Annotated in this window: 12 protein-coding genes; 7 read left to right on the plus strand and 5 right to left on the minus strand. The window is 43.0% G+C overall.

The window, feature by feature from the left end:
• Positions 1 to 364: 364 nt before the first annotated feature.
• Genes hisA through FD724_RS00240 form a run of 3 tightly spaced genes read right to left on the minus strand, consistent with a single transcriptional unit; the run spans position 365 to position 1,817 of the window.
• Positions 365 to 1,138 (minus strand): 1-(5-phosphoribosyl)-5-[(5-phosphoribosylamino)methylideneamino]imidazole-4-carboxamide isomerase, encoded by a 774-nt coding sequence (gene hisA, locus FD724_RS00230; protein WP_179071191.1) that lies wholly within the window; start codon positions 1,136 to 1,138, stop codon positions 365 to 367.
• Between the two features lie 35 nt (positions 1,139 to 1,173).
• The gene (locus FD724_RS00235; protein ID WP_114080261.1) at positions 1,174 to 1,485 is read right to left on the minus strand and encodes a DUF3593 domain-containing protein; all 312 of its coding nucleotides are present in this window, start codon (positions 1,483 to 1,485) and stop codon (positions 1,174 to 1,176) included.
• Complete coding sequence (locus FD724_RS00240; protein ID WP_012406884.1) at positions 1,482 to 1,817, minus strand: DUF2499 domain-containing protein; 336 nt, start codon at positions 1,815 to 1,817, stop codon at positions 1,482 to 1,484. Before FD724_RS00240 ends, FD724_RS00235 begins: the two co-directional genes overlap by 4 nt.
• 193 nt (positions 1,818 to 2,010) lie before the next feature.
• Between FD724_RS00240 and csaB the strand changes: the two genes are divergently transcribed.
• Together csaB and FD724_RS00250 are read left to right on the plus strand one after the other, a co-directional pair.
• Complete coding sequence (gene csaB, locus FD724_RS00245; protein ID WP_179075359.1) at positions 2,011 to 3,048, plus strand: polysaccharide pyruvyl transferase CsaB; 1,038 nt, start codon at positions 2,011 to 2,013, stop codon at positions 3,046 to 3,048.
• A 151-nt stretch (positions 3,049 to 3,199) separates the two neighbouring features.
• Positions 3,200 to 4,660, plus strand: a complete 1,461-nt coding sequence (locus FD724_RS00250; RefSeq protein WP_179071192.1) for a glycosyltransferase family 87 protein — start codon at positions 3,200 to 3,202, stop codon at positions 4,658 to 4,660.
• A 131-nt stretch (positions 4,661 to 4,791) separates the two neighbouring features.
• Here FD724_RS00250 and pgeF read toward each other — a convergent pair whose 3' ends face one another.
• Positions 4,792 to 5,571 (minus strand): peptidoglycan editing factor PgeF, encoded by a 780-nt coding sequence (gene pgeF / locus FD724_RS00255; protein WP_179071193.1) that lies wholly within the window; start codon positions 5,569 to 5,571, stop codon positions 4,792 to 4,794.
• A 77-nt stretch (positions 5,572 to 5,648) separates the two neighbouring features.
• Between pgeF and FD724_RS00260 the strand changes: the two genes are divergently transcribed.
• Entirely contained in the window at positions 5,649 to 6,467 is an 819-nt protein-coding gene (locus FD724_RS00260; RefSeq protein WP_179071194.1) for a biotin--[acetyl-CoA-carboxylase] ligase, read from the plus strand.
• A gap of 90 nt (positions 6,468 to 6,557) precedes the next feature.
• A complete protein-coding gene (locus FD724_RS00265) occupies positions 6,558 to 8,135 on the plus strand; it encodes a M23 family metallopeptidase (RefSeq protein WP_179071195.1) in 1,578 nt (525 codons plus the stop codon).
• Positions 8,136 to 8,212: 77 nt separating this feature from the next.
• Here FD724_RS00265 and FD724_RS00270 read toward each other — a convergent pair whose 3' ends face one another.
• Positions 8,213 to 8,893 carry a riboflavin synthase gene (locus tag FD724_RS00270; RefSeq protein WP_163934347.1) on the minus strand — a complete coding sequence of 227 codons (681 nt, stop codon included), beginning with the start codon at positions 8,891 to 8,893 and terminating at the stop codon, positions 8,213 to 8,215.
• Positions 8,894 to 9,233: 340 nt separating this feature from the next.
• Here FD724_RS00270 and FD724_RS00275 point away from each other — a divergent pair, with 340 nt between their 5' ends.
• The 3 genes from FD724_RS00275 to FD724_RS00285 all read left to right on the plus strand — a co-directional run bounded on the left by FD724_RS00275 (position 9,234) and on the right by FD724_RS00285 (position 13,013).
• On the plus strand, positions 9,234 to 9,731 hold the full coding sequence (locus FD724_RS00275; protein ID WP_012406891.1) for a bifunctional nuclease family protein: 498 nt from the start codon (positions 9,234 to 9,236) through the stop codon (positions 9,729 to 9,731).
• 149 nt (positions 9,732 to 9,880) lie between these two features.
• On the plus strand, positions 9,881 to 11,011 hold the full coding sequence (locus FD724_RS00280; protein ID WP_179071196.1) for an aldo/keto reductase: 1,131 nt from the start codon (positions 9,881 to 9,883) through the stop codon (positions 11,009 to 11,011).
• Between the two features lie 238 nt (positions 11,012 to 11,249).
• Positions 11,250 to 13,013 (plus strand): ABC transporter ATP-binding protein, encoded by a 1,764-nt coding sequence (locus FD724_RS00285; protein WP_256874408.1) that lies wholly within the window; start codon positions 11,250 to 11,252, stop codon positions 13,011 to 13,013.
• Positions 13,014 to 13,019: the final 6 nt, after the last annotated feature.

The following is a 13,019-nucleotide window of genomic DNA, read 5'->3' on the forward strand; positions in this document are numbered from 1 at the left end:
TGTCAAAGAGATTATTGTAGTGACCCATGCTACAAAGCGGTCTTTCTTGACCAAGGTTGGGACGGTCTACTACTCTTTCTAAGATACAAGGTTGGGTGCAGCAATAGCGCAACCCAACATAAATAAGGTGGTAATGTTGGGTTTCGTTTCACTCCACCCAACCTACATCAATATATCTTTTAAAAAACTCTAGGTTTCAACATAGATGAGGTTTAAAAGCCATCACTTTACATAACACTCTTTTATTACTCTCGTCAGATTAAATTTGAAACCCTATTTTGGCGTTAGTCCGCGCAGGTGGACGAGAGTTTGTGTAGCCAATCGCTGGGATTATTCTCTCTACAGAGTCATAGAAGAGTGATAATCAAGCAAAACTAGAAAAACCTAGATTGGGTGGAATATCCTGAATCCGCCCAGGGCCGATCGCTCGTAATGCTTCTTTGAGTAAAATATCCCCAGTATACAAAGCACGTCCGACGATTACGCCAGTCACGCCTTGAGGTTCTAACGCCAACAAACTCAACAAATCGGTGAGAGAACTTACCCCGCCAGAGGCAATTATCGGGATGGAAATTACCGCCGCAAGTTCTCGCAAAGCTTCTAAATTTGGGCCGATGAGAGTACCATCTCGGTGAATATCTGTGTAAATGATGGCGGCTGCACCCAATTCTTGCATTTGTACAGCCAGTTGGGTTGCTAAAACTTCTGAGGTTTCTAACCAACCGCGAGTTGCGACTTGACCATTACGGGCATCAATGCCAATAATAATCTGTCCAGGAAATTCTGCACACAGTTCTTGCACTAGCTGGGGTTGTTCTACGGCAATGGTTCCGAGAATTGCCCACTGTACGCCTAGATTGAATAATTGTTGGACGCTGGTGCGATCGCGCAATCCTCCACCAATTTCAATGGGTACTGACACCGCGTGAGCGATCGCTTCAATTGCCCCCAGGTTTACTACTTTACCTGCTTTGGCACCATCTAAATCAACTATGTGCAGTCTATTAGCACCCTGATCAACCCATTGTTTGGCAACATCAACGGGATTTTCGCTAAACACTTGCGAGCGATCGTAGTCTCCCTGATACAGTCGCACACATCGACCTTCTAGTAAATCAATCGCTGGAATTACATCCATTTACTTCTCCCTCATAACTTAATGCAATTAAAACCCTAGCTATCGCTGAGGTTTCTATTTTTGATTTGTAATTGCCTTACAGCTTGTCCAAAACCTAGCACAAGCAAGATGTTAGAAAGAGTCAAAAATAATTCTGCACCACCATGCAACCAATCTACATTGGCCAAAGACTCGCCATAATGCAATTGGGCGTAAATTCCGGCTGGGATGGTGATAGCCACAAAAACGAGAGTACCGTAAAATCCATACAGCGCTAAACGCGGCATTTGCGGACTCCGCCTGATAAACCACAAGAAACCCAAATAGGGAAACAGTGAAAGTGCAAACAGGGTTTCTTTAGAAATCATTGCTCTAATTTGATAGGTTCTGGTTCAACAGTGTTAGAAGATTTGGTAGAACGCCAAATCAAAAACGCTGCTGCCCAAAGCGTAAAATTACCAACTAAGGTCATGGTAGCTTGAAGTGTTACCAGCCATTCCAGAGATTCGGCGTTGTCAAAATAATGCCAGGTACAAGCACACATAGCGCTAACTAAAGCTGGTAACATAGCAAGGGATAATCCCCACCAATTGCGGTTATTAGTGAGTTCGCCGTAAGTCCAGATTAACCAAATGGCAACAATCCACTCTATAACGCTAGAAATATGAATAATCCAGGTGGGAATCGATAGGGTGTGCATAAGAAAGTTAGGAATTAAAGACGCGGAATTTAGTGTCTGTACTGGAGTTAAGAGTCAATAGTATTAATCTTTTTGTTTTTCTATGTCCCTATTTTCCTACAATACAATTCATCTTTTGTTGGCAGGATGGCATAAACGTTTTAAAAAAAGTTGTTAATCTAAAATCCAAAATCTAAAATCCAAAATGGTCAAGATGCGGGCGTTATTGTCTGGGTATTACGGTAAAGGTAATGGTGGTGACGAGGCTTTGTTAGCAACGCTCTTGCAAATGTTACCATCTCACGTAACCCCTGTGGTACTTTCGGGAAATCCAGAGGAAACGCGCGATCGCTACAATGTAGAAACTTTCGATCGTATGGCTCCCTTAGCTGTACTGCAAGCTTTACGCTCAAGTGATGCCTTGATTTGGGGCGGCGGGAGTCTGATTCAAGATGTTACCAGCACTATCAGCCCCTTTTATTATGGGGGAATGATGGCATTGGCGCAGAAAATGGGTTTGAAAACTGTTGCTTGGGCGCAGGGTATTGGCCCCTTGGTGCGTCCGCAAACTCGTTGGTTAGCGCGGCAAACCTTTGGTAATTGTACCAAAGTTAGTGTCCGCGATCGCGCCAGCGCTGCTTTATTATCTGATTGGGAAATTCCTTGTATTATAGCTCCTGACCCGGTTTGGGCGTTGGAATCTAAACCTGTACCGGGACTTTGGGATTTACCTGCGCCGAGAGTTGCGGTAACTTTGCGATCGCATCCCCTACTTACCGAAACACGTCTGGCAAATTTAACCCGTGCTTTGGTTGACTTTCAAAAAGCTACGCAGGCTTTTATCTTACTACTGCCATTTCAAAAAAGTGAAGATTTAAGTATTGCCGAAGCTATTCAACCCCACCTTAAAGATGTCAGCCAGATTTTATGTCTGGAAGATCCACAACTTTTGAAAGGTGTGTTTCGCGGCGTGGAGATGGCAATTGGGATGCGTCTACACAGCTTGATTATGGCTGCTGCTGAAGGTTGTCGTTGCTTTGCTCTTAGTTATGACCCCAAGGTAAATCGTCTTATGGAAGACTTAGAAATGCCTGGGTGGGATTTGGCGAATTTACCTGATGACCCCAATTTGATTAGTCTAACTTGGATGGAGCATTATGCTAATGGCGATCCTTTATCAGCAGAGCAAATACAATCTTTAGTAGATAGGGCATTAATACACCGCGAGGTATTGAGCCAAGTTTTTATTTGACACTCTCCAGCCATAAATAGCGGAGATTCTAGATGGGTAATTTTCAAACTTTTATAAATTGATTATAAAAAATACTCAAACATCATTTATGACAAAATATATCAGTTATGTTATCTAGGATATACAGAAATAATTCTTGAGATCATTGCTGATGATAAACTTTGGTTTTTGGAACCTAATTATAGTAATTGTAGTTGCATTGGTTCTGAAAAATAATTGGCGACTAGACGATGATGAGAAGGTAGCCTGGAAAAATTCTTTATTCTTAAAATCTTCTGTTATCCAACGATTGATGCAATTTTTTCGTCAACCAATTGTTAACTTTATCATTCAAGCAGTTGTTGTATTAGTAGTCACAAGATTTCTCTGCTATACAGGTTGGCTAGTTTATTCCCTAAATCAGCCAAATCCACCTTTATGGGATTTTAAATGGTTTTATGTGGCGAGTAAATTGGCTCATCAGCATTTGAGTCCTTTTAATGTCGAGATTTTTAACCAAAGTTTCTGTAGCCTAACTAAAACGTGTGGATTTATTCCACCATTTGTCTATCCACCTAATATTATTCCTCTTATCTGGTTTCTCGGTTATTTTCCGATCAATACTGCATTTACAATCTGGATTGTGATGCATATATTAGCAATCGGCTTGGCCTTATGGGGAGCGAATATCCTCCTAGAATCGAAGTCGCCAGCTTTCAGAACTATTTGCACAATCTCGGCTGCCTTAATTTATGGTTTAGTTCGCGATCTTCAAGTTGGTAATCTTGCCATTTTCGTTGCGGTTCTCATCTTATGGATGTTTATCTTAGCTAGAAAATATCAGGATATTCCAGCCGGACTTTGCTTGGGTATTGCCGTTTGTAAACCAACATTAGCTGCATTATTCATTCTATATTTTCTATTTAAAAGACGCTTTTCTCTAGTTTTTGTATCTGTTATCACAGGAACTTCTTTAGTATTTTTAGGTCTAACATTAACAGGCAATTCTGTGACACAATACCTACCAGATACGGCTCGTGGATTTTCACTCTGGCTTAACGATCCATCGAATAGTCCTTATCTTTCAATTACTCGCCTAGATTTGATGGTAGTGGGCCCAAGATTATTACCCAATAATCCATTATTTGCCAAGTTATTGTCAGACTTTATTGTTCTGATACTTGTTGGTTTCGTGGGTTGGTATTGGTATCTACAACAATCTATTACAGCCTGGTCAAAAGAAATATACTTAGCCGAAATGGTACTAGTTTCTTGCTTGAGTATTGCCATTAATTATTCACAGCAAACTAGTACTGTGATGTTAATACCTGCGGTTGTTTTTTTGCTGAATGATTTGCTATATCAAATCAGGTATTATAAATTCTCTATGAAAAGAATGTCTGTTTGGTTTGCAGGGGTTTGCTTTCTAGCAGTGCAAACAGCAGTTATTCATGGCTGGCTCATCGGTTCTCTAGCAAATCGCTGGAACGTGAAAGCAGGGAAATTACCCTACTTTCTGAAAGTAACTATCTTCGCGCTACCGAGTTATGCAATTCTAGGAATCACCCTGAGTATTTTAGTCTTAGCAATTAGTTCACTGCGTCAAAAACAGGTTTTAAAATTTGAACCTTAAAATCCAATACAGTACAAAATCCTGGGTTTTGAGACGCGATAAATCGCCGTCTCTACAAGTGTTTTGGTCTTATCTGAACTGTATTGCTTTAAAATTGGTGTCAATTTAGAACACCAAGATTAAAACCAGTTTTACCTTTTACCACTAACAATCCCTGACCATTGAACTTTTTTCTCTTGCTCTCGGCGATAAGAAAAGAAATGCTCTGGAGTTTGGAAAGTACAATAAGGTGCGATCGCAATTTGTTCTGCACTAATTCCCATGTTTTCCATTTGTAAGGTATTCACTCGCCGCACATCCAACCTTACCTTTCCTGGATTAGGATCTTCTAGCAAAGGTGAATTTGTTAACTCATGTAATGCACTTACAATTTTTTCTTGGTCTTCGTCTGGTATAACACTAGCCCCAATTTCAGCAGCCACTTCAAGAGAGACTTGGTAAACCTCACCTGCGATCGCAGGGCCCATTGCAATGCGTAAATCATCAAGTTTGCTGCCTTGAGATTGTAATCTAGCGATCGCTAGGGGCACAATCTTCTTAGCAGTCCCCCGCCAACCCGCGTGTAATGCTGCCACCCGTCCAGTTTTCACATCCCCAATCAACACAGGTGTACAATCTGCACTAGCTACCCAAACGGCTTGGAGAGGCTGTTCGCTCATTAAACCATCCGCCGATGCTAAATCATCCTCAGCAGTGCTTAAGAAGCTTTCAACTTCTTGGGGGGTGAGAACAGTATTGCCATGAACCTGCTTTAAGCGATAGACTGATGCCTCTGGTTGCAATACTTCTGTCATAACTTGTGGCGATCGCGGCCAAAACTGCTGGGTAAAGAAGCCGTGATGCCAATGTTCCAGAATACTACAAGTTAGATAAGGCAGTCCTTCCCAATTGCGCCAGTGCCAAGTGTGCATCTTCAACCAAACCTAAACAAAAATCACTCATCAGCCAATCAATGCTAACTTGAACAACGGAATTTGGGTTAACTGCTGTGGGATTTAATCTGCAAAACTTGGAATCAGCCTTGAAAGCAGGGCGTAAGCATACATATTTACCATTTTCCCTCCACTTTTTTGAAAGCGTCTCCTCAACAAACCAAACCCTCTGGAACTTACTCCACCAAGGGGCTATTTCAGGAACAGTAGTCATCGCAACTCAGCAATCTGCTGGGCGAGGACAATGGGGACGCGAGTGGATTTCTCCAGTTGGGGGATTATATGTTTCCGTGGCGATTTCTTTCGACCACAAAATAGAAGCTACTGACAGCTACCAGCTAACTTTCGCTACCGCTTGGGGAATTGCGTCTCAATTGCGCCAATGTGGTATAGATGTTGGGATAAAATGGCCCAATGATTTAGTTTTAAATAGTCGCAAACTAGGCGGCATTTTGACAGAAACCAAAGTAAACAAAGGACAAATCACCCAAGCAGTAATTGGTGTTGGTATTAACTGGACAAATCCAGTACCCGAAACTGGAATTAATCTGGAATCGTGGCAAGCTTCCCAAGATTTCAGACCAATCTCTTGTCTGGAAATACTCACCTCTACAGTCTTACTGGGAATAGAATCCGGTATGGAGTGCCTTCAACAAGAAGGAGTAAGCATACTCTTATCTCGCTATCTAGACTTGCTTACAAATATGGGCGATCGGGTTTATGTCAATAATCTTTTTGGTACTGTAGTTGGGGTGACACCTCAAGGAAATTTACGAGTTGATTTAGAAACATACAATACAAAGGAACTAATTACACCGGAAATTTATATTGAACCCGGTACAATCAGTTTGGGGTACCATAAATCTTCCGTTTAAATTTGAGGTTTGTTCAAAATTTCGCTCTTTGGGCAAGACAAACCACTAGCATCATCTCTTTAGGCTAATTACACACAACTGAGAGAACAAATGACGCAGCGCAATAATTCTGCCCATCATCGTTTGCATTTATGGCAGCAAGGTCTAACAAAAAAACGTTTTGCCTCAACACTACCAGCTCAGAGCCTCTGTTGGCTGAGTAGCGTCAGCCTCCTTAGCGGCGGCTTTGTGTTTGCCCAAACGGAAACACAAGTAGATAACATCGTTCCCACTGTTGAAACTTCCCAGCCAACAGTAGTTCCAAATCTAGTTAACACTGAGCGAAGTCGAAGTGTTAAAAAGCAGGCTGTTGCGCCCGAAGCAGTTCAAGCACAACCGGAATTTTCCCAACGACGAGCCAGACTCAAACAGAGACTACGCAAGCCAGAGGTAGCTCAATCAAAAGAACCAGTTAGGCAGTCTACACCCAAAATTGAAGCTGCTGAACCTGTTGTTATTATCAGACAGTCAAAACCCAAAGTAGAAACCACCCAGGTTACTCCTATAAGGGTGAGACAGGAAAAACCCAATACCCCTGTCCGCTCTTTACCCGAAAAACTCCCAGAAGTTGCTCAACCATCGAATAACTCCAACAGTTCTGTTAGTGCAACGCCAGGTAAAACCAAGGATTATAATAACGCCTATATTGATCCTAATAGTTATGACAGTGGTGCTACAGGTACTTATCAAGCGCCAAATTCTGTAATTCTCACAGAACGCTCTAGCGGTTGCCGAGCCATTTTGCCTTCAGGACAAAGCGTATTAGGCGGTGTTTGCGCCAAAGTACCCCAAAGGAATGTAGCGAATTCTAATGATAAAGCAGCACCTAATTGGCTAAGAAGAAGTCAAAACGCCCAATTGCCAGTAGTTCCAACCACGCGGCAAGTTGCAACGACTGGCAACAACAGCAGATGGCGTGCTACTCAAAATGGTTATAGTGGTGACACCAAGACCGCATATCGCCCAAATCGGTTTATCCCGAGTCCCAGCGAGTTCAGTCCCACAAGAGTGAGTGCCACTCCTATTGCACCCAGTGGCGGCACTTTACCGCCACCAATGGCAGATGGCAACATTGCACCCCGTCCAAGTAATGTAGCTTACGACTTCTCACTAGCATCGGTATTGCCACAAATTCCCTACACAGGGGCAGTTGCCTATAATGGGACGGGGATGATGTATCCCTTGTCTATACCCGCTCCCATTACCTCGTTGTTTGGTTGGCGAGTTCATCCAATTACAGGTAATCAACGCTTCCATGCTGGTACAGACTTAGGTGCGCCTACGGGAACACCAGTTTTAGCAGCAGCAGCTGGTCAAGTCGAAACTGCTAACTGGATGGGTGGTTATGGTTTAACCGTTATCCTCAATCACAAATCGGCAGAACAAACTCTCTACGGTCACATGTCAGAAATCCTTGTTCAACCCGGTCAATGGGTACAACCTGGAACTCTCATCGGCCGAGTTGGCAGCACCGGGGCATCCACAGGCCCTCACCTGCACTTTGAAGTCCGCCACCTAACACCTAACGGTTGGGTTGCGACTGACCCAGGCGTGGAATTACAAAGCGCCCTCAGCCAGTTAGTAAGAGGCTTGCAAACCGCCCAGGTAAGCCAAGAACCAGGCAGCTAGAAGAAGCTGAGGGGCAGGGGAGCAGGGGAAGCAGGGGAAGAATAACTAATGCCCCATTCCCCATTCCCAATTCCCAATTACAAATACCCGTGTTCTGCTAAGAATGCGGGTGTAATGCCATCTAAACTTGTTTCATCATGGGCTGTGGTGTTTGGGTTGCCAGAGTAAAGGAATTTTTCGACGTATTTGCCGAGAATATCCCCTTCTAGATTTACCAAACTCCCAGCAACCAAATAGCGAAGATTTGTCTCGCTGTATGTGAGGGGAATTACCGCCACCTTGAATTGAGAGAGTTCTGAGTCATAAGCGGCTACTGTGAGACTGATGCCGTTGACAGCTATGCTACCTTTGGGGACAATGTATCGTGCGATCGCATCAGATGCAATAAAGGTCATTTCCCAAGAACTAGCCGTTTGTTCTGCAACTAGCAATCGACCGATGCCATCTACATGACCCATCACAAAATGACCGCCAACTTTGCTGCCCACCTTTAGCGACGCTTCTAAATTGACATATCTCTGTTGCGTTTGCTCACCTCCCAACGTCGTGCGGCGTAGCGTTTCCGGTGAAGCTGTGGCGATAAACCCGTCTTTTAAAACTTTTTCCACTGTCAAGCAAACGCCATCTACTGCAACACTGTCGCCATAAGCCAAATCCTGCATAATTACTTCACCAGAATGGCTCACACAAGTAATTTGCCAAGAATCGCCCCCCAAGGGTTCTATCGTTCCTAATGCTTGGATTAATCCTGTAAACACGGCTTTTTTGTCAAACTAACTCTATTTATTGCCTAAATTTGCCTGAAATGAATTGGTAATTGCCACAGAAATGTTGAACATCCAAGTATATTTTCTGACTTTTTTTCGTATAGGAATATTAACACATTAGCATCCTTCACAAGGCATACTTGGGTAAGAAGGTTATTGTCTAAGAAGACCAATTTGACTTACTCTGGTTTTCACAACAAGTTCGGAGTTTAATAGAAGCAATTATAGAGAACGAATGCTTATGTTTATTACTGTCACCAAACCGCCTAAAAAGGGGTACTATTTGTTACACAGCATCCAAGGCTCTCAAAGCATTGTAGAGGCTTAGGCAATGATTGAAATGAAAGTCGCTGGCATAGCATTAGATGCCATAACCCGCAGCCCGATCGTCCTTTTGAAAGATTCTTCAGATCGGCGGGCTTTGCCAATTTATATTGGTCAGGAACAGGCTAGGGCAATTATGGGCGCACTGGAGAATCAAAAGCCTCCCAGACCCTTAACCCACGACCTGATTGTGAATCTTCTAGAGACTTGGAATATGACTCTAGAAAAGGTGATCATTCATTCCCTGCAAAAGGATACATTTTATGCGGCTTTAATTGTCCAGCAAGGCGAGGTCAAAAAAGAAATTGACGCACGTCCTAGCGATGCGATCGCCATTGCTCTCCGTACAAATACCCCTATCTGGGTAATGGAAGAAGTGATTGCCGATGCTTCTATCCCTGTTGACCGCGATGCAGATGAAGCCGAACAGCAAGCCTTCCGTGAATTTATTTCTAATCTCCGTCCTGAAGATTTGATCAAGCGCTTTGGTAATGGCGACAGCTAGGAGAGTACTGAGTGCTGAGTACTGAGTGCTGAGAAAGAATAGAGAATCTTAAAAATAAATTCTTTATTCTTTCTTTTTCACTTTTTCATTCTTGTACAGACAATATTAATCGTCTTTCTACTCAGCACTCACTACTCAGGACTCAATTTATGCAATACCGACGCTTTGGGAAAACGAATCTGCACCTCTCGGTTTTCTCTCTAGGAACAATGCGCTACCTGGCTTCTTTTGAAAATGCTCACCAGATCATTGAACAAGCCTTAGCGTTAGGAATTAATCATCTAGAAACCGCCAGAGGTTACGGCAAAAGTGAGGAGTATCTTGGTAGGGCATTAAAAGCTGGGTTATCAGTACCCCGAACGAAGCTTTACATCACTACCAAAATTTCAGCCACAGCAGATGCTGACACCATGCGTCGGTGCATCGACGAATCCCTAGAACGATTACAGCTAGATTATTTAGATTGCTTAGGCATTCATGGCTTGAATACTTGGCAACATTTGGAGTGGGTGCAAGCCAAAAATGGTTGTATGCAAGCCGTAGAGGAAGCTGTTGCTGATGGTCGAGTGCGACACGTTGGTTTTTCCAGCCACGGATCATTAGAGCTAATTCAGGCAGCTGTAAAAACAGATTTTTTTGAGTTTGTCAATTTGCATTATTACTATTTTTTTCAACGGCACGCACCAGCAATTCAACTAGCTGCCGAAAAAGATATGGGCATTTTCATTATTTCCCCTGCTGACAAAGGGGGAAAGCTGTATACGCCACCCCAAACTCTAAAAGACTTATGTCAGCCGTATTCCCCCTTAGAACTAAGCTATCGTTTTTTACTTGTTGACAACCGTATTAATACCTTAAGTATAGGGCCAAGCAGCCCAGATGAATTAATAGAACCTTTGCAAGTTGCTGACCATGATGGAGAGCTAAAATCAGCAGAAATTTCTGCTTTCCAGAGGTTAGAAAATCACCAAAAATTTGCTTTGGGAACTGATAAATGTAGCCAATGTTATGCTTGTTTGCCCTGTCCAGAAAATATCAATATTCCAGAGGTATTGCGGTTACGTAATCTCGCAGTGGCATACGACATGAAAGACTATGGACAATATCGTTACGGAATGTTTGAAAATGCTGGTCACTGGTTCCCTGGAATGAAAGGCGATCGCTGTACAGAATGCGGAGACTGTTTACCTCGGTGTCCAGAAAAGTTGGATATTCCAGCATTATTGTCAGATACTCACCAAAAATTAAGTGGGAAAGCAGGTCGGAGGTTGTGGGGATAAAAATTTAAACAGGAGTTAGAATATCCGTTAATTTCAGCATGGTATTCACCACCCAGTCGCACACTCGTCATTCTAGGTACTGAGTTCTGAGTTCTTTGTTGTTAAAATTATATAAAGATTAAAAGAGTCAGGAAAATCCGCCCAAGTTGGGGTATCTTGTCCAAAAAAAGATGAAAATTAAAAAAAAAGAAATATCCTACGCCAATCCCTAACCGTTTTCCGCTACAGTGGACGGGCTGTGAACTTGGTATGGACTACCAGCCGATCGCTTACCATTCTGCTGGCGAGTTTAACTTTAGTGGCTGGTCTTTTGCCGGCGGCGATATCCTACATCAGTAAATTAATTGTTGATGCAGTGGTATTTGCCTCTCAAGTTAATTCACAAAACAATGGTTTTGTCAATATTTATCCTTCCCTATTTTATGTAGGATTAGAAGCGATCGCTGTAATTCTACTAGCAGGTAGTCAACGGGGAATCCTCATTTGTCAGTCTTTATTACGGGCGCTAATGGGTCAGCGAGTGAATGTACTCATCTTAGAAAAGGCGCTGACACTGGATCTTAGGCAGTTTGAAGACTCAGAATTTTATGACAAATTGACCAATGCCCGACGAGAAGCATCAGTTCGTCCGCTTTCGTTAGTAAACCGCACTTTTGGGTTGGTGCAAAATGCCCTTTCCCTGATGACCTACGGTATTTTACTAGTAAATTTCTCAGCTTGGGCGGTGGTGGTGCTGATTTTGGCAGCGATGCCTGTATTTATTGCCGAAACAAAGTTTGCTGGAGAAGGCTTTCGCCTATTTAGTTGGCGGGCGGCAGAAACTCGTCAACAGCACTACTTAGAAAATCTGCTAGCAAGAGAAGATTTTGTCACAGAAGTCAAACTCTACCAGTTGGGAGAGATGCTGCTAGGGCGTTATCGCAACCTGTTTCATCAACTCTATGGCGAAGATCGCGATTTGACTCTGCGGCGAGGGCTGTGGGGCTATCTACTGGGTTTAGTGAGTACTGGTGCTTTTTACCTAGCTTATGCTTGGATTGTACTAGAAACAGTACAAGGTAAGATTTCCTTGGGAGATATGACAATGTATCTCACCGTTTTTCGCCAAGGACAATCAACTTTCTCCAATGCCCTCACATCTATTGGGGGGATGTATGAAGACAACCTATATTTATCAAATCTCTACGATTTCCTCGAAGAGGAAGTACCAAAGTCTTGGGGTAAGGCAACTATTGGTTTAAATCCCCAAGATGGTATCCGTTTTGAGAACGTATCATTTACTTATCCAGGAAGTTCTAAGCCAGCGTTGACAAACATTTCGCTACACTTGAAACCCAAAGAAAAACTGGCAATTGTGGGTGAAAACGGTTCCGGTAAGACTACTTTAATCAAACTACTTACCCGACTCTACACCCCAGACTCTGGACGAATTTTCTTAGATGGGTTGGACTTGCAGGAATGGGATGTGGATGTATTGCGTCGTCGTATTGGTGTGATTTTCCAGAACTTTGTCCGCTATCAGTTCACTGTGGGCGAGAATATCGGCGTGGGTGATGTAGAACATCTCGAAAATAAAAACCGTTGGCAAACTGCTGCTGAAAAAGGCATGGCCCAATCTTTTATTGACCAATTACCTCAAAGCTTCCAGACTCAACTTGGGCGTTGGTTTAAAGGAGGACAGGAACTTTCTGGGGGACAGTGGCAGAAAATTGCCTTGTCTCGTGCTTTTATGCGATCGCAAGCAGATATCTTAGTATTGGATGAACCAACATCAGCAATAGATGCCCAAGCTGAATTTGAGATTTTCAATCATTTTCGTGCTATTACTCAAAATCAGATGGTACTTTTGATTTCCCATCGCTTCTCTACAGTCCGAATGGCTGACAAAATCGTAGTTATAGAAAACGGCGAAGTTATAGAACAGGGAACTCACGAAGAATTGCTACAGCTAAAAGGGCGTTATGCCAAGTTGTTTCTGTTACAAGCGGCTGGTTATCAGTAAATCGCT

Origin of the sequence: Nostoc sp. C057, from assembly GCF_013393925.1 — a bacterium.
GTDB lineage: Bacteria > Cyanobacteriota > Cyanobacteriia > Cyanobacteriales > Nostocaceae > Nostoc > Nostoc muscorum_A.